Here is a 25,625-nt window from a genome sequence, read left to right as displayed (position 1 = left end):
TTCTCGGCGAGGATCTGCCACTGTCCTCTGTCAGTCGGCACGGTCTTGCCGGTTGACGCGGTCTTGTCATCCGGCACTGTTGTTTTCACCGACGCGGAAGGTCTCGGCACCGGCATGGGTCTGTTCGACGGCATCAAGAGGCGCGATTTTCTGGCGAAGGCCATGGCGGCCGGTGGGGTCGGAGCGCTGGCCGCGTGGGCGAACCCGATCATCGAGCGTGCGCACGCGGCCGACCCGGCGGGCATGGGCGGGCTCGGCGACATCGAACATTTCGTCCTGCTCATGCAGGAGAACCGCTCGTTCGACCACTACTTCGGAACCCTGTCCGGCGTAAGGGGTTTCGACGATGCCTCGCCGGCGTGGAAGCAGTACGGCTACGCACCCGGCGTCGGGCCCACCGCCGACGGGTTCATCGTCCCGTTCCGGCTCGACACCACGCGCGGCGCGACACTCGACGGCGAATGCATCAACGATCCCGATCATTCCTGGGGCGGTATGCACGAGGCGTGGAACGGCGGCCGCAACGACCGCTGGATGCCGATGTCGGTGGCCAGCGTCGGCGCTGCCAACGGTCCGGCGGCCATGGGGTATTACACCCGCGCCGATATCCCCATTCACCACGAGCTGGCCGATGCGTTCACCCTCTGCGACCACTACCACTGCTCGGTCCTCGGCCCGACCGACCCGAACCGGCTGTACTGGGTCTCCGCCACCATCGACCCGGACGGTCTGGCCGGCGGTCCGCTCGTGGAGACGCCGACGCTGATCCCGCAGAACGCCTTCAGCTGGCGCACCTACCCGGAGAACCTGTCCGAGGCCGGCGTCGACTGGAAGATCTACAACAACCGCGACGTCGGCCCGATCTCGTCGGTGATCCTCGACGGCATGATGGGCTGCTTCACACAGGCCGCGGACCCGAATTCCGAGCTGGCCAAGCGCGGCAAGGCTCCGGTCTATCCGCAGGACTTCGCCGCGGACGTGGCCGCCGACCGGCTGCCCTCGGTGTCGTGGGTGATCCCGACGCTGCTCAACTGCGAACATCCCGCGCTGCCACCGGCTTTGGGCGCGGTGGGCATCATGCAGGTGCTCGACATCCTCACCTCCAATCCCAAGGTCTGGGAGAAGACCGCGCTCATCGTGAGTTACGACGAGAACGGCGGATTCTTCGACCACGTGACTCCGCCGACCCCGCCGCCCGGCACGCCCGGGGAGTACCTCACCGTGGACCTCGGCCGGGTACCCGCCGCCAAGGGTGTCGCGGGCCCGATCGGATTGGGTTACCGCGTCCCGTGTTTCGTCATCTCGCCGTATTCACGTGGCGGCCTGGTTGCCTCGCAGACGTTCGACCACACCTCGCAATTGCGTTTGCTGGAACGTCGTTTCGGTGCGGACGTGCCGAATTTGACCGCCTGGCGCCGCAGCGTCACCGGCGATATGACCTCGGCCTTCGATTTCGGTTCGGCACCCGATTCCGTGCCGCCGCGAATTACCGATCCGACACCGAAATCGGATGCCGCTCTGGCGCAATGTGGGCCGAATATCGCGCTCGGCACCGCCGGGAAGGGAATTCCCTATCCGGTGCCGCCGAATGCGATGCCGAGTCAGGAACCGGGCTCGCGCCGAAACCCCAGCGGTCTGGTGTGAAAGACCGGCGGCCCACCGGAGACTCGGTGGGCCGCCGAACGTTCGACGTACTGGTCAGCTCGCCGTGGCGGGAATCCAGCGGGTGGCGCCGCCCCGGCTGCGCATGGCCGCGAAGCTGTGCCGAGCCGGGCTGAGCAGGGCGGTCAACCACGAACGGCGATGTTCGGCCAGTGCTGCCGCTACGGCGGGTATCCGAATGCAGTGCACGGTGCCTGCCAAACCCAGCCGGTGGCGACCCGACTGGATGTGTGTGGTGCCCAATGATCGTCCTTCGCTAGCTCGGATGGCCTGGATCGCCCGCGGCGAAACAGTAGCGGAACAAAAGTGTGAGGTTGCGGATTTTGCGTGACTTCGGACCCGGCGTGTCGGAAAGTTGCCAACTCCAGGTCGGTATCTGGCGGAGAAAGTTGCGAATTGATATCACCGGCGTCACGGAATGGGTAATACCGCGTGGACGAGGTGAAAAAGAAACACGCGATGGGTAATCGGCCCGCTCGGCCTGAGCCGGGGTGCGGGCGCGGACGCGGGCAGTGGATGCGAGACTGGGGAAATGTTGCGTATCGGTCTCACCGGAGGCATGGGAGCGGGTAAGTCGACGGTGGCGCGGCTGCTGGTGGAACACGGGGCGGTGCTGGTCGACAGTGACGCCATCGCCCGCGAGGTCGTCGAACCCGGCACCGAGGGCCTGGCCGCGCTGGTCGCGGCGTTCGGCCCGGAAATTCTGGCCGAGGACGGCAGTTTGAACCGCCCGGCGCTCGCGGCGGTCGCCTTCGCGGACGAGCAGTCGCGCACGACGCTCAACTCGATCACCCATCCGCTGGTCGGCCGGCGCACCACCGAGCTGATCGCCGCCGCGCCCGCGGACGCCGTTGTGGTGCAGGATGTTCCGCTTCTGGTCGAGAACAATCTCGGCGCGATGATGAATCTCGTCGTGGTGGTGATGGCCGACGAGCAGACTCGCGTGCACCGGCTCGAGCAGTTCCGTGGCGTGAGCCGGGCGGACGCGCTGGCACGGATCAAGGCGCAGGCGAGTGACGATCAACGGCGTGCGGCCGCGGATGTCCTGTTGGACAACAACTCCGATGCCGAGGCGCTGGCGCCGCAGGTGCGGGCGCTGTGGGAGCAGCGCCTGCTGCCCTTCGAACACAATGTGCGCACCCGGACTCCGGCGCGCTCGACCGGGCCGGTGCGGTTGGTCGAGCCGGATCCGCAGTGGCCGGCGCAGGCGCAGCGGTTGATCGGCCGGCTGTGGCTGGCCTGCGGTGGCGACGCGCGCCGGATCGATCACATCGGTTCCACCGCGGTACCGGGGCTGGCCGCCAAGGATGTCGTCGACATCCAGATCACGGTCGCCGACCTCGCGACGGCCGACGCGCTGCGAGATCGACTGGCCGCCGCCGGTTTTCCCCTCATCGACTCGCTCACCGGCGACAACCCGAAGCCGACGCCTCAGGACCCTGCGGGCACCGATGCCGAACTGTGGGCGAAACGTCTGCACGGCAACGCCGATCCCGGACGGCTCGCGAATGTCCATGTGCGCGTGGACGGTTCGCCGGGACAGCGGTTCGCCCTGGACTTCCGCGACTGGTTGCGTGCCGACGCCGACGCCCGCGCCGAGTACCTGGAGATCAAGCGCCGCGGAGAGGCGGAGGCGACGGGCACGGTGGGAGCCGAGGCCGTCGAGGCGTACCTGTCGGTGAAGGAACCCTGGTTCGACAAGGTCTACGAGCGGGTTCCGCGCGGCTGACACAGGCTCCCACCGCGATCGGGCGCACCGGCCGAGGGCTTCCGCCGGGCGCCCGCTCCGCTGTCAGCGCGATACGGAGGTGATCCGGTCGATCTCCACGAGGTCCTCGGCGGTGGGCTGCCACTGCCCGGCCCTCACATTGGCCTCGACCTGCTCGGGTGAGGTGGCCCCGGCGATCACCGAACTCACCGCGGGCTGCGCGGCGAGACCGCCGATGGCGACGTCGAGCAGGGCGATCGACCGCTGCGCGGCGAAATCCTCCAGCTGTTCCACGATGTCGAAAGCCGCGTCCGTGAGTGCGGATTCCCGGCCCCACGCCTGGATTCTGCTGCCTTCGGGCGCCGGCACGCCGCGTTTGTACTTACCGGTGAGCAGGCCGCTCGCCAAAGGGAAGTAGGGGAGCAACCCGATGCCGTAGTGCTCGAGGGCCGGCACCAGGTCGGCCTCGATCCCACGCTGCAGCAGGCTGTATTCGTTCTGCGCGCTGATGAACCGCTCGAGATTGCGGGTCCGCGCGGTCCATTCGGCGTCCGCGGTCTGCCAGCCGGTGAAGTTGGAATGGCCCAGGTATCGGATCTTGCCCTCGTGGACGAGATCGTCCAGCGCGGACAGCGTCTCCTCGATCGGTGTCGCCGGATCCGGGCGATGGAGCTGGTAAAGATCGATCCAGTCCGTGCGCAGCCGGCGCAGCGACTGCTCGACCGCGCGGCGGATGTAGCGGCGTGAGCCACGCGCGCCCCAGTCCTCGCCGTTGTCCCCGCCGAGGCGGCGCACGTCGTTGCCGAACTTGGTCGCGATGACGACGTCATCACGTCTGCCCTGCAGGATCTCGCCGATTCGCCGCTCCGATTCCCCGTAGGAGTCGGCGGTGTCGATCAGATTGATGCCGTGGTCGAGCGCGGCGTGCAGCACCGCTCTGCTCTGCTCGAGATCGAGCTTCATCCCGAAATTGTTGGTGCCCAGCCCGACGACCGATACCGCGAGCCCCGAACTCCCGACACGACGCAACGACGACGACTCACCCATGGCTCTCCCGGTTCTCGAGGGGACGTGAACGACCTGGCTGGACCCTAGTGGCGTGGGCCTACCGTGGAGAAGAGTTCGGCTCAGCCCGACTCGTTCCCGCACCCGTCGCACAGGGCTCGGCACCGGGTCTCACCGCCAGCCGAGGGTGATACCTCGGGAGCGCAGCCAGGCTTCGAAATCGTGTCCGTGCGCGGCGATTCCGTCGATGGCGGCGGTGGCGGCCTCGATCGCCTGCTGAGCCTCGGAGGCGCTCAGATATCCGGCGGCGTGGGCGGCCAGGAGTTCGTCGACGTCGAGCAGAATCGCCTCCCGGCCGGTGCGGACGACGATGTCGAGGTAGTGGTCGACCGACTTCCACATCTGCGGTCCCGCCGCGGAGAAATCACCGATATCGAGGTAGAAGTCCTGATCGCGCGGGTGGGTGGGGCGGAAGTGGAAGATCGTGGCGCGTAGCGACAGCTCCGGTAGCAGCCAGGACTCGAGGTAGTGGAATTCCGGGTGATCCGCGGTGCGGGCCATGTAGAGCCCCCAGGGTTCGGTCCGGAACGTCTCGACCGGCCGCACGAAACCCTTGGGATCGGTATTGGTGGACCCGGCGAGGTCGAAGTACTCGATCTTCGGCCGATGCAGATCGACCACGTGCCCCTGCGTCATGCCCCGAATCTACCGTCGCCGGCCCGCGAAACGCCCGCTCGCGCCGTGATTCGATGATCATCGGCGCGAGCGGGTGGTGCCGGGGTCACAGCCAGTGCAGCGTGACGCCCTGGGTCGTGAGCCAGCGTTCGAAGTTGTGATCGTGCGAGGCGATACCGTCGACGACGGCGGTGGCCCGCTCGAACGCCCGCTGGGCCGTCTCGGCCGACACATGGCCGGCCGCGTGCGCGGCGAACAGTTCATCGACTCCGTGCAGCTCGCAGACGTGGCCGTTGCGGGCGGCGATGTCGATGTAGTGGTACTCGGCCCGCCAGCGCTTCGGCGCGATCTTGGCGAAGTCGCCGATATAGATGTGATAGATCGGATCGCGATCGTGCGCCGCGTTGACGTGATGCATGGTGACGCGGACCGACTGCTGGGGCAGGAGCCAGGTCTCGGTGTAGCGGTAGGGCGGGGTGTCGGCCGCCCGGACCAGATACAGACCCCACGGCTCGGCGTGATAACTGTCGACCGAATGGACGAAACCGCGGGAATCGGTTCTGGTGAGATCGGCGATGTCGAAATATTCGACGTGCGGTCTGTGCGCCGTCCCCGAGGGTGGCACCGGAATCGGTGTTTTTCGGCCCGGAATGTTGCGATTCGACGGCATTGGGCTGACTCCATTGGGCGCGGCAGTGCGCAGAGTCCGGGTGACACGTTCAGCGAGGAAACCGGCCATAACACTTGCCCTTCTCGACTTCCGACCGGATCAGCGTACACCCGGGCAACCCCCTCCGGCGGGGTGAAAACGACACGGAATCCGGCTGATTCGGCCGCGTCGTTATCATCGAGCCGCCCTGCTCTACCAGACATTTCGGGCATCTGGTCGCTTGATTCAATGCTGCGCGCGCGGTTGCCGGGGCAATGCTCCCGCGAGCCTGGCAAACCTCGGGCCGGACCTTGTCGCAAAGGTCGGCGGCGGCGTTTCGGAGGCGCCGCCGTGCGGAACTGTGCCGTCACTGGGGGTGAATTATCGAATTATTCTGCGGAGCAGGGCGTTCGGCCTGTTGTGGCCGAAAAGCCGTGGGATGAATCGAATTGTTCGAAATGTCCGAACGAGTCGGCCGGGAATTGTGGTGCCGGTGACGCGGGTCCGGTCGAAATGGTTGGGATAGGGCGTGTTCCGGAGGGATGAACCCGTTCCGCCGCCGGCCGGTGGCGCCGATGCCCGATGGGGCGGCGCCGGTTCGCCGTGGACGATGCGGGCCGGTGTGGATGCGGGCACGCCGGCCGAGCCCGCGGTGTGGTCCTCGCCCCGGGCGGCCGGCGGGCCGCTGGTTTTGCCGTGTGGTTGCCCTGAGCGGTCGGTGCGTCCAGCGCCGCGGTCGCCACGGCCGGCGGCGCCTGGCCACGCGGCGGCGGCGCCTGTGCCCGCCGATACGCACTCGTGGCCGAAAAATGATCGCCGGGCGTGTCGCTGTGCCCGCGGTCACGGCGCCGGAACTTGTCGGTGCCGCGGCTTACCCTGGTGACCATGGCTTTCGCAACGGAGATCCCCGCGGATTCGGACGCACCCGGCGAGCAGCCGCTGGCGCATTCGGAATTCCGGCCGATCGGGGCGATCGAACGCTCCGACGGGCGGTTCGAGGTCGTCAGCGAGCATCGGCCCGCCGGCGACCAGCCTGCCGCGATCACGGAGCTGGAGCGGCGGTTGCGTGGCGGCGAGAAGGACGTGGTGCTGCTCGGCGCCACCGGTACCGGCAAATCGGCCACCGCGGCCTGGCTGATCGAGCGGGTCCAGCGCCCGACCCTGGTCATGGCGCCGAACAAGACCCTGGCCGCCCAGCTGGCCAACGAACTGCGCGAGATGCTGCCGCACAACGCGGTGGAGTACTTCGTCTCCTACTACGACTACTACCAGCCCGAGGCGTACATCGCGCAGACCGACACCTACATCGAGAAGGACTCCTCGATCAACGACGATGTGGAGCGGCTGCGCCATTCGGCGACGTCGAGCCTGCTCTCCCGCCGCGATGTCGTGGTGGTCGCCTCGGTGTCGTGTATCTACGGCCTGGGTACCCCGCAGTCCTATCTGGACCGTTCGGTGCAGCTCGAGGTCGGCACCGAGGTCGAGCGCGACCGGCTGCTGCGCCTGCTGGTCGATGTCCAGTACACGCGCAACGACATGGCCTTCACCCGCGGTTCGTTCCGGGTGCGCGGCGACACCGTCGAGATCATCCCGTCCTACGAGGAACTCGCGGTCCGCATCGAGTTCTTCGGCGACGAGATCGAGGCGCTGTACTACCTGCATCCACTCACCGGCGATGTGGTGCGCCAGGTCGAGACCCTGCGCATCTTCCCGGCGACCCACTACGTGGCCGGGCCGGATCGGATGGAGCGCGCGGTCGCCGATATCGAGACCGAACTCGAACAGCGGCTCGCGGATCTGGAGCGGCAGGGCAAACTGCTCGAGGCGCAGCGGCTGCGCATGCGCACCCAATACGACCTGGAGATGATCCGGCAGGTCGGGTTCTGCTCCGGTATCGAGAACTATTCGCGGCATATCGACGGCCGTCCGGCCGGTTCGGCGCCGGCCACGCTGCTCGACTACTTCCCGGAGGATTTCCTCCTGATCATCGACGAGTCGCACGTGACCGTGCCGCAGATCGGTGGCATGTACGAAGGCGACATGTCGCGCAAGCGCAATCTCGTCGAATACGGTTTCCGGCTGCCCTCGGCGGTGGACAACCGCCCGCTCACCTGGGAGGAGTTCGCCGACCGGATCGGGCAGACCGTGTACATGTCGGCGACGCCCGGCCCGTACGAACTGGGCAGTACCGGCGGTGAGTTCGTCGAACAGGTGATCCGCCCGACCGGACTGGTCGATCCGCAGGTGGTGGTCAAACCGACCAAGGGCCAGATCGACGATCTGGTGCACGAGATCCGCACCCGCACCGAACGCGACGAACGGGTACTGGTCACCACCCTCACCAAGAAGATGGCCGAGGATCTGACCGACTATCTCCTGGGCATGGGTGTGCGGGTCCGCTACCTGCATTCGGAGATCGATACGCTGCGCCGCGTCGAATTGTTGCGGCAGCTGCGGCTGGGCGAATACGACGTGCTGGTCGGCATCAACCTGCTGCGTGAGGGCCTCGACCTGCCGGAGGTGTCGCTGGTCGCGATCCTGGACGCCGACAAGGAGGGCTTCCTGCGCAGCGCCACCAGCCTCATCCAGACGATCGGGCGTGCCGCGCGCAACGTCTCCGGCGAAGTGCACATGTACGCCGACAAGGTGACCGATTCGATGCGCCAGGCCATCGACGAGACCGAACGGCGGCGGGCCAAGCAGGTCGCCTACAACGAAGCAAACGGCATCGATCCGAAACCGCTGCGCAAGAAGATCGCCGACATCCTCGATCAGGTCTACCGCGAGGCCGACGAGACGGAGGTGGAGGTCGGCGGATCCGGGCGCAATGCCAGCCGCGGTCGCCGAGCCCAGGGTGAACCCGGCCGCGCGGTGAGCGCCGGGGTGTACGAGGGCCGCGATATCGCGAATATGCCGCGCGCGGAACTGGCGGATCTGGTGGCCCAGCTGACCGATCAGATGATGAACGCCGCCCGCGAATTGCAGTTCGAGCTGGCCGGGCGATTGCGCGACGAGATCGCCGACCTGAAGAAGGAGTTGCGTGGTATGGATGCCGCCGGGCTGAAATGAGTTCCCGCGCAGCGTCTTTCCCGCGCACGCGGCGGTGCCCCGGCCGGGCCGGGGCACCCGCGCGACCCGCGTCAGCTCTGCGTGGCCATCCACTCGTTGACCCGGCGCTCGGCCTCCTCGCGCGAGACGTCCTCGACCCGGGTCATGACCACCCAGCGATGTCCGAACGGATCCATCACCAGCCCGTAGCGGTCGCCGGTGACGAACGTCTGCGGCTCCTCGACCCGGGCGGCGCCGTGTTCGGCGGCGCGGGCGACGACCGCGTCGGCATCGGGGCAGTAATGGACGATGCTGGTGTGCACCCAGCCCGATTCGGGTGCGCGCACCCCGTGGTCGGGGATGGGCATACCCATCTGGATGGTGGAATCGCCGATCGCCAGTTCGGCGTGCGCCGGTTGCCCGTCGGGAAGGTCGTTGCGGCTGAGCACCTTCGCGCCGAAGACCGCGGAGTAGAACTCGATGGCCTTGTTGCCGTCGGGTACGGCCAGGAAACAGTTGATGGAGTGATAACCCTCGGGAATGGGATTGACGTCGTTGCTCATGGGAACAACTCTCGGCCATCGCGGGGAATAGATCTTGTAAGAAAGCGACAGCCTCGTCCGCGGTGGGAGACGGGCCGTGCCGACCGGTGACGAGCGCGCGAAAGGCGCTGCGCTGCATCCGGTTCCGGTGCCTCCGCCGGAGGTGACCAAGGGCATCCTGCATCCCCGCGAGCAGGAGCGTCACCGCAGGCTGATCCGGTTGCCGGCCGGCTCGCACACGGCCGAATTCGTCGAATGGTATTGGTCGGTCTCCTGGGATCTGCGCGGCCGGCCGCCCTATCACGCGCAGGTGTTGCCGTTCCCCTCGGTCAACGTCAGTTTCGAGCGGTCCGCCACCCGCACCGGCGGATTCGTCAACGGCGTGACCACCGGCAAATTCGTGCGCGAACTGACGGGGGAGGGGGAGACCTTCGCCGCCAAATTCCGTCCCGGCGGCTTCGGCGCCTTCACCGGCATCGACGTCGCCGCCCTGCGCGATACCGCCATCGAACTGACCGAGGTGCTGCCGGAGGCCGAGGGGCTGACCGAACGCGTGCTGGCGACCGACAGTGCCGAGGAGCGCCGCGACATCGTGGACGCCTACTTCGCCCGCGCCGCGGGCCGTCGCACCCCCGACCGCAACTACCTGCTGGTCTTGCGGGTCATCGCCGCGATGGAGGCCGATCCCGATCTGACCCGGGTCGATCAGGTCACCGCTCGTTTCGACATCCCGATCCGCACCCTGCAACGCCTGTTCCGCCGCTACGTCGGCGCCGGGCCGAAATGGGTGCTGCGCCGCTATCGTCTGCAGGACGGCGCGCAGCTGCTGGCGCAGGGCCGCACCGACGATCTGGCGACGCTGGCGCTGGAGCTCGGCTATTTCGATCAGGCCCATTTCAGCCGCGAATTCGCGAACGAGATCGGAATGGCACCGCTGGAATACGCACGCGCATCGCTACTGTCACACCACGCCTCACCGGGCGATCCGGCGCCGGATCGCTGATTCGTTTCAGCCGCTCCGGTTCCGGGAATATCCGAACTCATAAGTAGTTGAATGCTGTACTACCAGCCCGGCGGCGGTGCTGCCGGCCGACAGAGGAGTTGGCGATGAGTGTTCTGGTGCTGATCGGGCGCATTCTGTTCGTCATATTGTTCGCGAGTTCGGCGATCGGGCATCTGACCCAGGCCGACGCGATGACCGGCTACGCCCGCAGCAAGGGTGTTCCGATGGCGAAGGAGGCGGTGCTGGGTTCGGGGGTGGTCCTGCTGCTCGGCGCCTTGAGCGTGCTGCTCGGGGTGTGGGCCGATCTGGGTGCGCTGCTGCTGTTCGTCTTCCTGCTGCCGACCGCATTCCTGATGCACCCGTTCTGGAAGGAATCCGATGCTCAGGCCAAACAAGGGGAGATGATTCATTTCAACAAGGATCTCGCATTGGCCGGTGCGGCCCTGATGCTGTTCGCCTTCTTCGCCCATGTCGACGATCTCGGCGCCACAATCACCGGACCGTTATTCCACCTCGGATGAACGCGGAACGACCGGCATTCCACATTCCCGGTTATTGCCTCGCGTATCCGGAAACCGCCGGAATCGGTTCTCGCCGCCGTGAATTGTGAGTTCTCACCATCACGCCCGGGTGTGCTCTGTGCATCCGGGCAATCGCGGTCCGTGCAATTGAGGAAAGCCCTTCTGTGACGAAAATCCCAGGGCCACAACCGGGTTCGCCAGTGCGACGACGATCGCAGCGCGATGCGGCCGATCTCGGTATCTGTGCTGGTGAGACGGGTCGCGCGGCCACCCGGCCGGCTAATGTGTCCCGCGGATCGCGGGGCGCACCGATGTGATGTATTGCGATTGTCGATGATTCCGCCGCGATAACGGTTATGGTCTAGCGCAGTTGCCCGCGCGGGTTTCTGCTCCGGAATTGCGCGCAGGCATCCGCCCACTTGTACGTTTGGAGGAAAGATGACCGCCTACCGGTCCATTGTCGTCGGTACCGATGGCTCGGATTCGTCGTATGTCGCTGTCGAGAAGGCTGCCGCGCTGGCCGGCGACGCGGGCGCCACCCTGTACGTCGCGTGCGCGTACTACCCGACCGACGACCGCGATGTGGCCGCCGCGGCCGACGTCCTCAAGGACGAGGCCTACCAGGTACGCGGCTCGGCGCCCACCAACGAGATCCTGCGGGTCGCGCGGGACAAGGCGGCCGCCGCCGGGGCGACCAACATCGTGGAGCGGGCCGTCGTCGGCGAACCCGTCGAATCGCTGCTGAACCTGGTCAAGGAGGTGGAGGCCGATCTGCTGGTCGTCGGTAACCGCGGCCTCAACACCCTGGCCGGGCGCCTGCTCGGTTCGGTGCCCTCCGACGTCGCCCGCAAGTCGCGCAGCGACGTCCTGATCGTGCACACCGTCCGCTGACGTTCGCATGACCGGCCGCCCGGGGCCTCAGCGCAAGGCGCCGAGGACCTCGGGCAGCGTGCCGGTGTGAACCACCGATAATCGCTGCGTGGCACGGGTGAGCGCCACGTACAGATCGTTGAGCCCGCGCGGCGATTCGTCCAGGATGGCCTGCGGTTCCACCAGCACGACCGCGTCGAACTCCAGGCCCTTCACCTCGGCCACCGTCAGCACCTGCACGGAATCGCCCGCCAGCGAGGCGAATTCGCTCACCGTCGCATGCGGCGCCAGGACCGCCGTGATACCGGGCTTGCCGGCCTCGGCGGCGACGAGTTCGGTCACCGCGGCCAGCGAACCGCCGGCCGCGACCTGCACGGCCTGTGGCGCACAGCCGGATTCCCGCACCGATCGCGGGATCGTCGCCTCCGGATCGATCGCTGCCAGCACATCGGCGGCCACCGCCATGATCTCGGCGGGCGTGCGGTAGTTGACCGTCAGTTCCGTGAGTTTCCAGCGCTGTGCGACATACGGTTCCAGCATCCGCTGCCACGACGAGGCGCCCGCGGGATCGCCCGTCTGCGCCACATCGCCGACCACCGTCACCCAGCGATTCGGAATGCGCCGCATCACCATCCGCCACGCCATCTCCGACAGCTCCTGCGCCTCGTCGATGATCACGTGCCCGTAGGTCCAGCTGCGATCGCCGGCGGCCCGCTCGGCGGTCGTCTGGCGATTGCGCACATGCTGGCGCTCGGCGAGCTGGCCGGCGTCTATCAGGTCGTAGGCCATCAGGATTTCCGGATCCAGATCGTCCTCGAGATCCTGCGGCGCCGAACCGGTCAGGATGTCGAGCGCCTCCTGTGCCTCGGCCAGCTGGGCGCGCCACCGCCGCCGCGAGCGCTCCCGTTCCTCGGCGTCGTCGATGCCCAGCAATTCGGCCAGCTCGTCGAGCAACGGCGCGTCCGCGGCCGCGAACGCGGGCCCGCTCGCCGGGTCGAGGGCGCGGAACAGCTCCTTGCGGTCCTCGGCGCTGAGCCGGTCCGCGGCATGCGCCAGCCGTTCCGGGTCGGCCCACAGGTCGGCGAGCACCTGCTGCGGGGTCAGGATCGGCCACAACTGCGCGATCGCGCGCTGAATGCCGGCGTCGGCGCGCATCTCGTCGCGGATCTCGGTGAGGTCGGCCTGGCTCAGCAGATTGCGGCCGGTGTTCGACGGCCGGCGGCCGGCGGCGGCATCGGCCTCGTCGACGGTGTCGGCGAACTGGTCCTTGCCGATGATCTGCGCCAGCTGGTCGGTCAGCGCGTCCACCACCGCGGCGGCGAAGATCGGGCGGGCGAGGTTGTGCGGGCGGCGCGAGGAGCGGGCCCGGCCGCGAGCGCGGGTCGCGATCTTACGATCCAGCGTCAGCTCGTACCCGTCGAAGTCGAGGCGGACCGGGTCGCGCGGCACCTCCTGCCGGTCGCGCACCGCCTTCTTCAGCACATCGAGCATGTCGAGCGAACCCTTGAGCTCGCCCGCGCGCAGCGAATCCTCCAGTGTCGCTTCGACTCCCGGATACAGATTGCCGATCGTGGACAGCAGCACACCGGTCTCGCCCAGCGACGGCAGCACCTGGCCGATGTAGTCGAGGAAGGTGGAATTGGGGCCGATGATCAGCACACCGGCCTTGTCGAGCTGCTGACGGTAGGTGTAGAGCAGATACGCCGCGCGATGCAACGCGACCGCGGTCTTCCCGGTACCCGGACCGCCCTGGACCACCAGGACGCTGCGGTGTTCGGAGCGGATGATGGCATCCTGCTCGCTCTGGATCGTCTCGACGATATCGGTCATATGGCCGGTGCGCGCCGCGTTCAGGGCCGTGAGCAGAGCACTCTCGCTGCCGACGCCACCGTCGTCGGACTCGATCGCGCCGGCGCGCCGCGCCATCTCCAGATCGAGGTACTCGTCGCTGATTCCGGTCACGGTGCGATTGCGCGAACGGATGTGCCGGCGACGAGTCACGCCGTCGGGGGCGGCGGTGGTGGCGAGGTAGAACGGCCGGGCCAGCGGGGCCCGCCAGTCCAGCAGCAAGGTGTTGTAGTCGTCGTCCTCGTCGAGGATGCCGAGGCGGCCGATGTAGCGGTACTCGCCCTCGGTGCCCGCGTCGCCGGTGCCCTCGGTGTTCTCTACGGCCGTGTTCTCCACGGCCAGATCGATCCGGCCGAAGCACAGTCCGTTCTCGGCGGCGTCGTATTTCGCCAGATCCTCGGAGTAGAGCTGGGTGAACGATTCGCGTTCGCTGCGGGCCTGCGGGGTGCCGCCGGTTTCCAGCAGCACCGTCCGCAGGCGGCGCTGTGCGTATTCGCGCATACCGTCCAGCCGCTGATACAGCAGGGTGAGATAGCTCTGCTCCCGCTCCAGTTCGGCGGCGCGATCGGTGGCGGGGCGATCCTCGGTGAGGCGGTCGGGCAAAACGGAACTCCTTGTCACCACAGGGGCCGAGCGGGCCGCGCGCGAAGAGAACGGAATCGTCGAGTCTAGTTGGGGTTCGCCGGACTCGCCGTAGCCGCAGGTGAACGCGCCGCGAACACGGTAGTGAAATGTTGCACCACCGGGAACGGATCGTAGAAATGATGCAGGAGTCGCTTCCAGTCCTGATAGTCCGCGGAGCCGCGAAACCCCTCGGTGTGATCGCGCAGCTGCTCCCACTCCACCAGCAGCAGATACGTGCTCGGCGACTCGGCGCATGTCGACAGCGTCAGCGACCGGAATCCCGGGGCCCGGGCGATCAGCGCGCGCGCTCGGTCGAACGCCGCTTCGAATTCGGCGGTCCGATCGGGTGCGACGGACAGCAGCGCGTGTTCGAGGATCATCCGCGGGTCTTTCAGGAGGCGTGGGTGTTGTTCGGCCGCCGTCCCAGCGCGTTGCTCTCGGAGGTCGCCGGCTTGGCACGGTACATCGCCAGATCCGCGTCGTGCAGCACCGCTTCCGGAGTGCGCGGATCACCCGGGCGCAGCGCGGTGACGCCGATCGAGGCCTCGATGTGGATGCGGTGGCCGCGCGCGATGATCGGCTCGGCCATCGTCCGGCGCAGCCGGGTGATCAGTCCGTCCAGATCGTCCGGCTGGGTGCGGCCGGACAGCAGCACCAGGAATTCGTCGCCGCCGATGCGGCCCACCACGTCGTCGGTGCGCAGGCCGCGCTGCAGCCGCTGCGCCACGATCTGCAGCACGGTATCGCCGATCGCGTGGCCCAGGGTGTCGTTGATGGCCTTGAATCCGTCGAGGTCGATGAACAGCACGTTCGACACCGGCGACCGTTCGTCGACGCCCAGCGCGGTCGCCAGCCGCGAGAGCACCAGCGACCGATTGGCCAGCCCGGTGAGCGGATCGTGGGTCGCCTGATACTCCAATTGCCTTCGGCTGGCACGGAATTCGGTGACGTCGTTGAAGGAGGAGACGGCCGGCGAATCGGGTGCGCCCGGGTTGAGCAACCGGCTCGAACCCGACAGCCAGCGCCGCTGCCCGTCCGGGCGGTCCACGCCGAACACGTAGCGGGAGATGGTTTCCCCGGTGGCCAGCGTCCGCGCCACCGGGTGATGGCTCGGAGCCAGCGGCTGGGCGTTCGCGTCCAGCAGCGCCAGCGGCAGCGAATCGATGCGGCGGCCGATCAGATCGTCGCCGTCCTGACCGAAGATGCGCAGCGCCGCCGGGTTGATCGATTCGATCCGGCCCTCGCGGTCGATGACGACCACACCCTCCTCGAGTTGCGACACCACGGCCGTGAAATGGTGTTCGGCCCGTCGCTGCGCGGCCTCGGCCCGGCGTTGCGCGGTGAGGTCGTGGATCACCACCTGATAGGCGAGCCGGTTCTGCCAGACGGTGAGCACCGAGACCGTCTCGACGTCGACCGCCTGGCCGTCGCACCGAATCAGGGTCATTTCCGCTGTTTCGGACGCGTCGCCGGTCTGATGCAGCCGGTCGATGCGCTCGAGCATCGCCGGCACGTCGCTGTGCGCCACGAACTGGGCGACCGGATGCCCCACCACCTCGTCCACTCCCGAGGCGGCCAGCAGCCGGACGATGGCCGGATTGGCGAAGACGACGACGCCGTCCTCGTGCACGACGACACCGTCGGGACTGTGCTCGACCAGCGTGCGGTACCGCTGGGCGAGTTGTTCGGCGTCCATCACGCCGTCGGACCGGTTCTCACCTGCCTCAACCACATGTACCCCCTGATCATGGTCTGTTCAGGTCAATTGGCGCACGGGATCATTCTGATGGTGACGTACCGCGGATCACAGTGTGGACGGTATTGGTTCGGTCACAGTTCAGGTTCTAATCGGGCCTGTGAGTGATCATGACAGGTGCCGTTCCCGCGGTATCGGCGGAGGGTACGCTGTCGGGTTCGGGTGCGGTCCGGTCGGGGGACCGGACCGGGTGTGACGCCGGAGGCAGTAGCCCAGGCCGGGTGTAGGAGCGCGAATGCCGAACACGACCCCGATATCAACTCGAGAATATCAAGATCGTATGCCGATCGCAGGCATCGGCGTGGTCAGCGGTTACGGCTGGGGCCGGGAGACGCTGTGGCGCGGTCTGCACACCGGCAAGGCGGCCGCCGGGCTCTACCCCGGCTACGGTCCCGATCGCGACGAATACGCGTGGGTTGCGCTGGTACCCGACGGCGGCGACGAGTCGCTGAGCCCGAGCCGCTACGCCCGCGCGGTGCACGAGGCCGCGCGCGAGGCGATCGCCGATGCGGCCGAACGAGGCTGGCGGCCGGGCGGCACGGTCGGGGTGATCCACGCGATCGTGCTCGGCGATGTCCGGGACTGGGAGGATTTCTACCTCACCGACGACAGCCGCCGTCGTTCCCGCGACTATCTGCGGCTGCTGCCGTCGACCCCGATCTCGCTGCTGATGCAGGAGTTCGGCTTCCACGGACCGTCGATGAACGTCTCGGCGGCCTGCAGTTCGGCCAACGTCGCGCTGATCACGGCCCAGATGTGGCTGGATCAGGGTTTCGCCGACGACGTCGTGTGCGTGACCACCGACCTGTCGTCGAGCCCCGATATGGTCCACCACTTCGTGCAGATGGGTGCGGCGGTGATCGACGCCGACCCGCTGGAGGCGTGCCGGCCGTTCCAGGAGGGCAGCCGGGGATTCAGCTTCGGCGAGGCGTCGGTGGCGTTCGTGGTCTCCCGGCAGGTGGAGCGACCGTACTGCGCGATGCTCGGCGGGGCGATGACCAATGACGCTTATCACGTCGTGTCCGTGGACCCCGGTCTGGAGCGGATACTGGACTGTACGCGCCAGGCCCTGGACCGGGCCGGGGTGCGCCCCGGGGATGTGCGCTACTACAACGCCCACGGTCCGGGAACCCGGCAGTGCGATGTGGCCGAACGGGCCGTGCTGGCGCGGATCTTCGACGACCGCCCGCAGGTCTATTCGATCAAGCCGCTGACCGGACATTGCATGGGTGCGGCGGCCGGCGTCGAGATCGCGGCGACGGCCCTGGGTTACGAGCGCGGCGTCGTGGTGGCGCCGCCGATCGTGGCCGAGGCGCATCCTCGCCTGCTGGACGGACCCACCCCGTTCGACGGCGGATTCACGGTGAAGACCTCGCTCGGCATGGGCGGGCACAACTCCGTGGTGGTGCTCGGTCCGGCGTGACTCGCGGTGGCCGACGGGTCCGCTCGCGGTCGGTGTCGGCGGGTCCGCTCGCGGTCGTGTCGCCGAACTTGTCGGTGGGTGTGCCTAGCATGGCGTCCGGGGAGATTCTGGACGCCGAATTTCGATCGAGAAGGGACAGCCGGTGGCGGATCTGTTGACCGTGCGCGGAGCTCGGGAGCACAACCTGAAGGGAGTGGACCTCGACCTGCCACGCGACAGCCTCATCGTGTTCACCGGACTCTCCGGGTCCGGTAAATCGAGCCTCGCCTTCGACACCATCTTCGCCGAGGGCCAGCGCCGCTACGTCGAATCGCTGTCGGCGTACGCGCGCCAGTTCCTGGGGCAGATGGACAAGCCCGATGTGGATTTCATCGAGGGACTCTCCCCGGCGGTGTCGATCGACCAGAAGTCGACCAACCGCAATCCGCGCTCGACCGTCGGCACCATCACCGAGGTCTACGACTATCTGCGCCTGCTGTATGCCCGCGCCGGAACGCCGCACTGCCCGGTGTGCGGTGAGCTGATCGCCAAGCAGACCCCGCAGCAGATCGTGGATCAGGTGCTGGAGATGGAGCCCGGCACCCGCTTCCAGGTGCTGGCTCCGGTGGTGCGGACCCGCAAGGGCGAATTCGTGGACCTGTTCGACCAGCTCAACACCCAGGGCTACTCCCGGGTGCGCGTCGACGGCGTGGTGTATCCGCTCACCGAGCCGCCGAAGCTGAAGAAGCAGGAGAAGCACGACATCGAGGTCGTGATCGACCGGCTGGCGGTCAAGCCGACCTCCAAACAGCGACTGACGGATTCGATCGAGACGGCGTTGCGGCTGGCCGACGGCATCGTGGTCCTGGACTTCGTCGACCGCGACGAGCACGCACACGACCGCGAGCGGCGGTTCTCCGAGAAACTGGCCTGCCCGAACGGTCACCCGCTCGATATCGAGGATCTGGAACCGCGGTCGTTCTCCTTCAACTCGCCCTACGGTGCCTGCCCGGACTGCACCGGTCTCGGCATTCGCAAGGAGGTCGATCCGGATCTGGTGGTACCCGATCCGGAACTGAGCCTCAACGACGGCGCGATCGCCCCATGGTCGCGCGGGCAGACCGCCGAATACTTCAACCGGTTGCTGTCCGGGCTGTCCGAGGCGATCGGCTTCTCGATGGACGCGCCGTGGAACACGTTGCCGCTCAAGGCCCGTAAGGCGGTGCTCGAGGGCAGCTCCGACCAGGTGCACGTGTCCTACACCAACCGCTACGGTCGCAAGCGGTCCTATTACGCCGATTTCGAGGGCGTGATGCCGTTCCTGCAGCGGCGGCTGGAGAGCACCGAATCCGAGCAGATGAAGGAGCACTACGACGGGTACATGCGCGATGTGCCGTGCCCGGTCTGTAGCGGTGCGCGGCTGCGCCCGGAGATTCTGGCCGTCACCCTCAACGCCGAGGGCGGGCGCCGTTCCATCGCCGAGGTGTGTGATCTCTCGATCCGCGACTGCTCACGCTTCCTGAACTCGCTCGCGCTCGGGGAGCGGGAGGCCGCGATCGCCGGCCAGGTACTCAAGGAGATCCAGGCCCGGCTGGGCTTCCTGCTCGACGTCGGCCTGGAATATCTGACGCTGTCGCGGGCGGCGGCGACGCTGTCCGGCGGTGAAGCGCAGCGGATCCGGCTGGCCACCCAGATCGGCTCGGGGCTGGTCGGCGTGCTGTACGTGCTGGACGAGCCGTCCATCGGGCTGCACCAGCGCGACAACCGGCGTCTGATCGAAACCCTCACGCGGCTGCGCAATCTCGGCAATACGCTCATCGTGGTCGAACACGACGAGGACACCATCCACTCCTCGGATTGGGTCGTCGACATCGGCCCGATGGCCGGCGAGCACGGCGGCCAGGTCGTCTACAGCGGCCCGTACCCGGGTCTGCTCGAGGATCCGAATTCGCTGACCGGCGCCTACCTGTCGGGCCGCGAGGTGATCGAGGTGCCGTTGGTCCGCCGGCCGGTGTCGAAGAAGAAGCAGCTCACCGTGGTCGGCGCGAATGAACACAATCTGCGCGGCATCGACGTGGCCTTCCCGCTCGGCGTGCTGACGTCGGTGACGGGCGTCTCCGGCTCCGGGAAGTCGACACTGGTGAACGACATTCTGGCGACCGTCCTGGCGAACAAGCTCAACGGTGCGCGGCAGGTGCCCGGCCGGCACACCCGGATCAACGGCCTCGACCACCTCGACAAGCTGGTGCAGGTCGACCAGTCGCCGATCGGACGCACCCCGCGCTCGAACCCGGCGACCTACACCGGCGTCTTCGACAAGATCCGAACCCTGTTCGCGGCCACCACCGAGGCCAAGGTGCGCGGCTATCAGCCGGGCCGATTCTCCTTCAACGTCAAGGGCGGCCGGTGCGAGGCGTGTTCCGGCGACGGCACGTTGAAGATCGAGATGAACTTCCTGCCGGATGTGTACGTGCCCTGCGAGGTGTGCCACGGCGCCCGCTACAACCGGGAAACCCTCGAGGTGCACTACAAGGGCAAGACCATCGCCGAGGTACTCGACATGTCGATCGAGGAGGCGGCCGAATTCTTCGAGCCGGTCACCTCGATCCACCGCTACCTCAAGACGCTGGTCGATGTCGGCCTGGGATATGTGCGGCTGGGCCAGAGCGCCCCGACCTTGTCCGGTGGTGAGGCGCAGCGCGTGAAACTGGCCGCCGAACTGCAGAAGCGGTCGACCGGGCGCACGGTCTACATCCTCGACGAGCCGACCACCGGTTTGCACTTCGAGGACATCCGCAAACTGCTCGCGGTGATCAACGGACTGGTCGACAAGGGCAATACGGTGATCGTCATCGAACACAACCTGGACGTCATCAAGACCTCCGACTGGGTGATCGATATGGGTCCCGAGGGCGGTTCGGGCGGCGGCACCGTGATCGCACAGGGCACCCCGGAAGACGTTGCGGCCGTTGCCGACAGCTACACCGGCCAGTTCCTGCGCGAGGTTCTCGACAAGCCGGCCGCACCGAAGAAGACGACCAGGGCCAAGAAGGCGACGCCTGCCAAGTCGGCGGCTGCGAAGCCGGCCGGGCGCCGGAAGGCCGCTGCCGTCGGCTGAGCCCCGAGCATCGCGCGGCGGACCTGCCAGGTTTCCTGCGGGTCCGTCGCGTCTGGCCGTGGCATGGGTGATGTCTGCGCCGCCGCGTGGTGTTCCGGCTCGGTCAGACGGCGTCCCAGCTGTCGGCGCCACGGCGCCGGCCGAGCTGCCGGCGCCGGAAGAAGACCTCTTCCACCGAGACCGAACTGGCGGCCACCGCGCCGGCCACCGTGGTCAGCCGCGGGTCGTCGCTGCGTTCGTCCAGATGCCATTGCACCCCCGCGCGGCGCTCCGGCGGCAGCATCGCCCAGCGGCTGCCGATCCGCGTCTGGACCGAATGATCGCCGGTGGCAACGATATCCAGCAGGACGGGCCACAGATCGGCCTCGGTGGCGTGCGAGGGCAGCGCCGCGATGGTGGCGTCGGACTGCTGCGCGAGCATATCGGCCAGCGCCGGCCGCATCGTGGGATCGAGCCGTGCCAGCAGGGCGAACAATCCGTGCCAGGGCGCCGGATCGGAGCAGCCCTCCAAGCCCTGCAGCAGGGCGGCGGGCACCGCGGTATCGGTGAAGATCGGCAGTGCCGCCATCGAAGCCAGAGCCGGCGGACGCAAGGTGTCGAAGAAGACGGCCATATCGCGCACTGCTCGACCGTGAATCGCGGTCGTCACCAGATTGCACAGCGCTGCGGGCGTTCCGACGCCCAGCACGATATCTCCGACGTCGGCGACGACGTCGGTGTCGCAGCGCGCGAAGATCGACAACGCCGCCAGCCGCAATTCCGCGGACCCGTGCAGGACGGTCTGAATCATGCGCGGCATCCGGCGCGCCGGACCGTTCAGCAACTGGCGCAGCACGGAAGTCAGGGCGCTGGTCGAGAACGCGAACGACGCCGAGAAGATCAGGCCTTCGTCGTCGGGGACGCCGCGCTCCACGGCCTCGATCAGCCGTGGTGAGGCATAGCCGAGAAACGGCCCCGCGGTGATGTAGTCGCGCCGGCGCAACACTTCGTTGACGATCTGCACGATCGGTTCCGGCGGCGCGATGTCGGCCAGTTCGCCGACCGTGCGCGGATCCAGATACGGCGCGCAGTCGGCCGCGTAGCCGATGCCGAGCAGCGCGACGGTTTCGGCGGCCTTCTTCGGATGGTCTACGCCCACCGCGCCGGCCGCGCGACCGGTCAGCGCCGGCGGCACCAGCTTCTGCACCAGCGGCATCGAGATGCCGAGCGGAATGATCGGCACCAATCTGCTTATCCGCTTGAAGGTTTCGGCATGCTGATCGAAGATGATCGCGGCCGTTCGCTGCTGTAGCTCGTGCAGATTCTGGGCGCCGAGCCGTTCCAGATGAGCGAGTCGTTCCGGTGGTACGTGCAGGGTGCGGGCGAGCAGGATGAGCTGGGCGCGGGTTACCGGATCCGTCATCAGTCCAGCAGGTTCCCGAACATGATCTTCTTCGCCGGCGTACGCAGTGGCCGCGGCAGGGCGCTGATCATCGCGTCCACCGACTGCGACAGCGCCTTCGCCTCCTCCTGACGTGCCTGCGTGAACAGCAGCAACAGGTCGGCGCACTCGTGATCGGTCAGTAGATCCGTGGCGGCGGTCGGGCCGCCGAGTTCGTGGTCCAGATCTCTTCTGGCGGTCATGCTGCACCCCGGTATCGTCACGTCTTCCGCTGGAACGTACCCATGAAGACATTCGGCGAATCATAGAAGGCGGCTACCGTGCGGCGAAGGCGAAAACGCCCGCATTGGGGCAAATCACCGCGAGCAGTGGGTGGTGCTCGAGCGCGATAACGACCAACCGGTCCGCACGCCGCCGCCTGTCCGCCGCGCACACCTGCGACGATCGGGGTATGGCGATCCCGACTGCATTCACCGAAATCCTCTCCGTCCGCCACCCGATCGTGTCCGCGCCGATGGGTGGTGAAGCGGGCGGTGCGCTGGCCGCCGCGGTGTCCGAGGGTGGCGGTGTGGGGCTCGTCGGTGGCGGTCGCGGCGATCGGGAATGGGTCGAGCGCGAACTGCGGCTGGTGCGCGAGAACACCACCGCGCCATGGGGAGTCGGCTTCCTGAGCTGGGCGATCGACCGGACCGTACTGGACCATGCGCTGTCGTTCGACCCCGCGGCGGTCCTCTTGTCCTTCGGCGATCCTCTGCCCTTGGCCGCGACCGTCCGGGACGCCGGTGCGGTGTTGATCGTCCAGGTCACCGATGCCGACGAAGCGCGCCGGGCGCTGGACGCGGGCGCGGACGTGCTGGTGGCGCAAGGGAGCGACGCCGGCGGGCACTGCGCCGCCCAGGGCATCGGGACCCTCTCGTTCGTGCCGACGGTCGTCGATCTGGCAGGCGCGGTGCCGGTGCTCGCCGCCGGTGGAATCGCCGACGGTCGCGCGATCGCGGCCGCCTTGGCGCTCGGCGCGGCCGGGGCGATGGTGGGCACCCGCTTCCAGGCGACCCACGAGGCCCTGGTTCCCGTCGAACTGGGCAAGGCCCTGGTGGATGCCACCGGCGGCGATACCGAGGTGAACCGGACCCTCGACATCGCCCGCGGCGCACCGTGGCCGGCGAAGTATCCCGCCCGTACGCTGCGCAACACCTTCATCGACCGGTGGCGCGGGCGCGACGACGAACTGCGCACCGATGAGGCCGCCCTGCGCGAGTACCGGGAAGCCGTCGCCCGCAACGACCTCACCGCGGTTCCGGTGTGGGCGGGCCAAGCCGTCGACCGGATCACCTCGATCGCGTCGGCCACGGAACTGGTGGGTGTGCTCGCCGAGGAGACGGATACGGCGCTTCGGCGAATCACGCCGCGCGGCAACTGATCCAATTCGCGGTGCCGCGTTCCGCGGCGGCCCGCTTCGTCCGAGACGCCTGATTCGCTGAGAAGTTCCCGGGCGTCCGATCCGCCGAGACGGCTGAGAGATGCGGCTTGATCCGCACCGGATCAGTCCCCGGCGGTACCCAGAACCGGTCGATCACCTCGAGCGATGTGCCGCCGACGCAGATCGTGAGGTGCCGGCATCTTGACGGCCGGGCATGCCCTCGGCCATTATGAACACACGTTCATGAACGCTTGTTCATAACAATCGCGAGGAGACCGTGATGACCCATATCGTCAACACCGCGCAGTCCGAGGCATGGAACGGATACGAGGGCGAACACTGGGCCGGCCACGCCGATCGCTACGACGCCGTGAACTCCGGGATCAACGAGCCGCTGCTGGCCGCGGCGCAGGTCGGTCCGGGAGACCGCGTCCTCGACATCGGTTGCGGCAACGGCCAATTGACGCGGGCGGCGGCGCGGAGGGCCGCCTCGGCGACCGGGGTCGACCTCTCCGCGCCGATGCTCGCGCGGGCGCGCCTGCTCGCCGAAGCCGAAGGCGTGCACAATGTTTCGTTCGAGCAGGGCGATGCGCAGGTGTTCGGCTTCGTGCCCGGCTCCTACGATGTGGCGACGAGCCGGTTCGGCATCATGTTCTTCGCCGATCCGGTGGCGGCGTTCACCAACATCGCCCGCGCGCTGGGCCCCGGCGGGCGGCTGGCGGTGGCGGTCCCGGCCATGGCGGACTCCGAGATCGCCGGTGTCTTCGCCGCCGCCGCAGCGCATCTGCCCGGTTTCGAGGTGGGACACGGCTTCAGTGCCTTCGCCGATCCGGCGGCCACCGCCGACCTGCTCGGCGCGGCCGGATTCGCCGGTATCGGAAACGAAGCGGCCGGATTCGCCGGTATCGGAAACGAACTCGTCGTCACCGACAGCATCTGGGGCACGGATGTCGACGATGCCACCGAATTCGTCGTGGGCTGGGGGCCGGTGCGATATCACCGGCTGCGCAACGATTTCGGCACCGATACCGAGGTCCGGGCTGCCGTCGCCGCCGCGCTCGCGCCGTTCGCCGGTGACGGCCCGGTTCGGTTGCGGGCGGCCTCTCGCCTCGTCACCGCCACCGTCGCACTACCGTAGGTCGCATGTCACCCCGACGGGCGGCGGCACTGCACAACCGCGACGACCGCGATCTGCGTGCCCATCTGATCGCCACGGCCGAGAAGTTGTTCGCCGAACAGGGCGCCGCCGGGCTCACCGTGCGCGCCATCGCCCGGGCCGCCGGGGTGTCCGACGGGGTGCTCTACAACCATTTCGCCGACAAGGAGGAACTGCTCGCCGCGGCGCTGCGGTCCCATGTCGAATCGGTGGATCGACGTTTCCCGCCGCTACCCGCCGCGGGCACCGGCGAGCTCGCGCAGAATCTGGCGGTGTGCCTGCGCCAGGGGCTGGCGCTGCATCAGGCGGTACTGCCCGTGTTCGCGGGCCTGATCACCCAGCCCGCGGTCCTGGCCAGATTCGCCGAAATGGAAGGCCGGCAACGGATGTGGCGCGAACAGCTGGTCGACTATCTGCGCGCCGAACGCGATCTGGGCCGAGTGGCGGCGGATGCGGACGTCGATGCGGCCGCCGCGGTCCTGATCGGTATCTGTCACGACGCGGTGCTGTCGTCGTTGCTGTCCGGAACGCCGCGCCCGTTCGTGCCGCCCCCGGTCGAGGCCGTCGTCGCCACCCTGCTCTCGGGGATCGCCGTGCGGTGAATCCCGCCGTTGCCCCGCGCCCGGGACGCCGCGGGACGACTTCGCCGAACAGGAGCTCGGCTCAGTAGACCGGACCGGTGTACTTCTCGCCCGGTCCCGCACCCGGCGCATCCGGATGCGCCGACGACTCCCGGAACGCGCGCTGCAGCGACTGCAGACCCTCGCGGATGGGTCCGGCGTGCGGGCCCAGATATTCGACCGACGCCGTCACCAGGCCGGCGAGGGCGGTGATCACACGGCGGGCCTCGTCCAGATCGCGGCGAGGGCTGGAGTCGGGATCCTCGTCGGCGAGGCCGAGCTTCTCGGCGGCCGAGCTCATCAGCATCACCGCGGCCCGGCTGATCACCTCGACGGCGGGGATGTCGGCCAGCTCCCGCACCGTTTCCTGATCCGCGGACTCACTCAGGGCCGACGGGTCGCCGGCATGCTCGCTCATATCCGTAGCATGTCATCGAGTTCGCGTCGACGGGTTGCGGGGGCGGCCGATTGGGAGTAGGGGCGCCTGCGGTGTTAAAGTGGTCGGCGACGACCGCCCCGGTCCTGTGCTGGAACCGATCCAGTGCACCGGTTCGGGGCTGTAAGTGGAGCCCGACTCCCACCATCGGCCGGCCTGCGTGCCAGGTTCGATGGTCCGG

The 25,625-nt window shown here is 67.9% G+C and carries 22 protein-coding genes; 11 read left to right on the top strand and 11 right to left on the bottom strand.

Annotated elements, in window-relative coordinates; genetic code table 11:
- Positions 1 to 114: 114 nt before the first annotated feature.
- Positions 115 to 1,644 carry a phospholipase C gene (locus tag NMI01S_RS18570; protein WP_062998933.1) on the top strand — a complete coding sequence of 510 codons (1,530 nt, stop codon included), beginning with the start codon at positions 115 to 117 and terminating at the stop codon, positions 1,642 to 1,644.
- Positions 1,645 to 1,698: 54 nt separating this feature from the next.
- Here NMI01S_RS18570 and NMI01S_RS34210 read toward each other — a convergent pair whose 3' ends face one another.
- On the bottom strand, positions 1,699 to 1,905 hold the full coding sequence (locus tag NMI01S_RS34210) for a hypothetical protein (RefSeq protein ID WP_084513066.1): 207 nt from the start codon (positions 1,903 to 1,905) through the stop codon (positions 1,699 to 1,701).
- A gap of 289 nt (positions 1,906 to 2,194) precedes the next feature.
- Here NMI01S_RS34210 and coaE point away from each other — a divergent pair, with 289 nt between their 5' ends.
- Positions 2,195 to 3,391: a dephospho-CoA kinase gene (gene coaE / locus NMI01S_RS18565; RefSeq protein WP_062998931.1), complete on the top strand. Its 1,197-nt coding sequence runs from the start codon at positions 2,195 to 2,197 to the stop codon at positions 3,389 to 3,391.
- Positions 3,392 to 3,454: 63 nt separating this feature from the next.
- Here coaE and NMI01S_RS18560 read toward each other — a convergent pair whose 3' ends face one another.
- The 3 genes from NMI01S_RS18560 to NMI01S_RS18550 all read right to left on the bottom strand — a co-directional run bounded on the left by NMI01S_RS18560 (position 3,455) and on the right by NMI01S_RS18550 (position 5,720).
- The gene (locus tag NMI01S_RS18560) at positions 3,455 to 4,417 is read right to left on the bottom strand and encodes an aldo/keto reductase (RefSeq protein WP_062998929.1); all 963 of its coding nucleotides are present in this window, start codon (positions 4,415 to 4,417) and stop codon (positions 3,455 to 3,457) included.
- A gap of 129 nt (positions 4,418 to 4,546) precedes the next feature.
- A complete protein-coding gene (locus NMI01S_RS18555; protein WP_062998927.1) occupies positions 4,547 to 5,071 on the bottom strand; it encodes a ribonuclease FAU-1 family protein in 525 nt (174 codons plus the stop codon).
- Between the two features lie 85 nt (positions 5,072 to 5,156).
- On the bottom strand, positions 5,157 to 5,720 hold the full coding sequence (locus tag NMI01S_RS18550) for a DUF402 domain-containing protein (protein ID WP_084513118.1): 564 nt from the start codon (positions 5,718 to 5,720) through the stop codon (positions 5,157 to 5,159).
- Positions 5,721 to 6,584: 864 nt separating this feature from the next.
- Between NMI01S_RS18550 and uvrB the strand changes: the two genes are divergently transcribed.
- Positions 6,585 to 8,768 carry an excinuclease ABC subunit UvrB gene (gene uvrB, locus NMI01S_RS18545; protein WP_062998925.1) on the top strand — a complete coding sequence of 728 codons (2,184 nt, stop codon included), beginning with the start codon at positions 6,585 to 6,587 and terminating at the stop codon, positions 8,766 to 8,768.
- A 71-nt stretch (positions 8,769 to 8,839) separates the two neighbouring features.
- Here the strand turns inward: uvrB and NMI01S_RS18540 are convergent, their stop codons facing one another.
- Positions 8,840 to 9,310 (bottom strand): VOC family protein, encoded by a 471-nt coding sequence (locus tag NMI01S_RS18540; RefSeq protein WP_062998923.1) that lies wholly within the window; start codon positions 9,308 to 9,310, stop codon positions 8,840 to 8,842.
- Positions 9,311 to 9,386: 76 nt separating this feature from the next.
- Here NMI01S_RS18540 and NMI01S_RS18535 point away from each other — a divergent pair, with 76 nt between their 5' ends.
- From NMI01S_RS18535 to NMI01S_RS18525, 3 genes are all read left to right on the top strand, one after another.
- The gene (locus tag NMI01S_RS18535) at positions 9,387 to 10,292 is read left to right on the top strand and encodes an AraC family transcriptional regulator (RefSeq protein ID WP_245716926.1); all 906 of its coding nucleotides are present in this window, start codon (positions 9,387 to 9,389) and stop codon (positions 10,290 to 10,292) included.
- A 104-nt stretch (positions 10,293 to 10,396) separates the two neighbouring features.
- Positions 10,397 to 10,813 carry a DoxX family membrane protein gene (locus NMI01S_RS18530; RefSeq protein WP_062998921.1) on the top strand — a complete coding sequence of 139 codons (417 nt, stop codon included), beginning with the start codon at positions 10,397 to 10,399 and terminating at the stop codon, positions 10,811 to 10,813.
- 438 nt (positions 10,814 to 11,251) lie between these two features.
- The gene (locus NMI01S_RS18525; protein WP_036500624.1) at positions 11,252 to 11,704 is read left to right on the top strand and encodes a universal stress protein; all 453 of its coding nucleotides are present in this window, start codon (positions 11,252 to 11,254) and stop codon (positions 11,702 to 11,704) included.
- Between the two features lie 27 nt (positions 11,705 to 11,731).
- Here NMI01S_RS18525 and NMI01S_RS18520 read toward each other — a convergent pair whose 3' ends face one another.
- The 3 genes from NMI01S_RS18520 to NMI01S_RS18510 all read right to left on the bottom strand — a co-directional run bounded on the left by NMI01S_RS18520 (position 11,732) and on the right by NMI01S_RS18510 (position 15,887).
- Entirely contained in the window at positions 11,732 to 14,134 is a 2,403-nt protein-coding gene (locus tag NMI01S_RS18520) for a HelD family protein (RefSeq protein WP_062998919.1), read from the bottom strand.
- 65 nt (positions 14,135 to 14,199) lie between these two features.
- The gene (locus NMI01S_RS18515; protein ID WP_062998917.1) at positions 14,200 to 14,535 is read right to left on the bottom strand and encodes an antibiotic biosynthesis monooxygenase family protein; all 336 of its coding nucleotides are present in this window, start codon (positions 14,533 to 14,535) and stop codon (positions 14,200 to 14,202) included.
- A gap of 11 nt (positions 14,536 to 14,546) precedes the next feature.
- Positions 14,547 to 15,887, bottom strand: a complete 1,341-nt coding sequence (locus NMI01S_RS18510) for a diguanylate cyclase domain-containing protein (protein WP_369689919.1) — start codon at positions 15,885 to 15,887, stop codon at positions 14,547 to 14,549.
- Between the two features lie 304 nt (positions 15,888 to 16,191).
- Here NMI01S_RS18510 and NMI01S_RS18505 point away from each other — a divergent pair, with 304 nt between their 5' ends.
- Entirely contained in the window at positions 16,192 to 17,334 is a 1,143-nt protein-coding gene (locus NMI01S_RS18505) for a beta-ketoacyl synthase N-terminal-like domain-containing protein (RefSeq protein ID WP_062998914.1), read from the top strand.
- Between the two features lie 142 nt (positions 17,335 to 17,476).
- The gene (uvrA, locus tag NMI01S_RS18500) at positions 17,477 to 20,431 is read left to right on the top strand and encodes an excinuclease ABC subunit UvrA (RefSeq protein ID WP_062998913.1); all 2,955 of its coding nucleotides are present in this window, start codon (positions 17,477 to 17,479) and stop codon (positions 20,429 to 20,431) included.
- 103 nt (positions 20,432 to 20,534) lie between these two features.
- Here the strand turns inward: uvrA and NMI01S_RS18495 are convergent, their stop codons facing one another.
- On the bottom strand, positions 20,535 to 21,833 hold the full coding sequence (locus tag NMI01S_RS18495) for a hypothetical protein (protein ID WP_062998912.1): 1,299 nt from the start codon (positions 21,831 to 21,833) through the stop codon (positions 20,535 to 20,537).
- Entirely contained in the window at positions 21,833 to 22,054 is a 222-nt protein-coding gene (locus NMI01S_RS18490) for a hypothetical protein (RefSeq protein ID WP_036500635.1), read from the bottom strand. Before NMI01S_RS18490 ends, NMI01S_RS18495 begins: the two co-directional genes overlap by 1 nt.
- 209 nt (positions 22,055 to 22,263) lie before the next feature.
- Between NMI01S_RS18490 and NMI01S_RS18485 the strand changes: the two genes are divergently transcribed.
- The 3 genes from NMI01S_RS18485 to NMI01S_RS18475 all read left to right on the top strand — a co-directional run bounded on the left by NMI01S_RS18485 (position 22,264) and on the right by NMI01S_RS18475 (position 24,990).
- A complete protein-coding gene (locus tag NMI01S_RS18485; protein ID WP_062998911.1) occupies positions 22,264 to 23,232 on the top strand; it encodes an NAD(P)H-dependent flavin oxidoreductase in 969 nt (322 codons plus the stop codon).
- Positions 23,233 to 23,512: 280 nt separating this feature from the next.
- Positions 23,513 to 24,370 carry a class I SAM-dependent methyltransferase gene (locus NMI01S_RS18480; protein WP_062998910.1) on the top strand — a complete coding sequence of 286 codons (858 nt, stop codon included), beginning with the start codon at positions 23,513 to 23,515 and terminating at the stop codon, positions 24,368 to 24,370.
- Between the two features lie 5 nt (positions 24,371 to 24,375).
- Complete coding sequence (locus NMI01S_RS18475) at positions 24,376 to 24,990, top strand: TetR/AcrR family transcriptional regulator (RefSeq protein WP_062998909.1); 615 nt, start codon at positions 24,376 to 24,378, stop codon at positions 24,988 to 24,990.
- A gap of 61 nt (positions 24,991 to 25,051) precedes the next feature.
- Here NMI01S_RS18475 and NMI01S_RS18470 read toward each other — a convergent pair whose 3' ends face one another.
- Positions 25,052 to 25,426, bottom strand: a complete 375-nt coding sequence (locus NMI01S_RS18470) for a DUF1844 domain-containing protein (RefSeq protein WP_051042309.1) — start codon at positions 25,424 to 25,426, stop codon at positions 25,052 to 25,054.
- Positions 25,427 to 25,625 lie beyond the last annotated feature (199 nt).

The sequence above is a fragment of the Nocardia mikamii NBRC 108933 genome, from assembly GCF_001613505.1.
In the GTDB taxonomy this organism is placed as follows: domain Bacteria; phylum Actinomycetota; class Actinomycetes; order Mycobacteriales; family Mycobacteriaceae; genus Nocardia; species Nocardia mikamii.
Note: the sequence above shows the minus strand (reverse complement) of the source record. Positions and strands in the feature narration are given on the sequence as shown.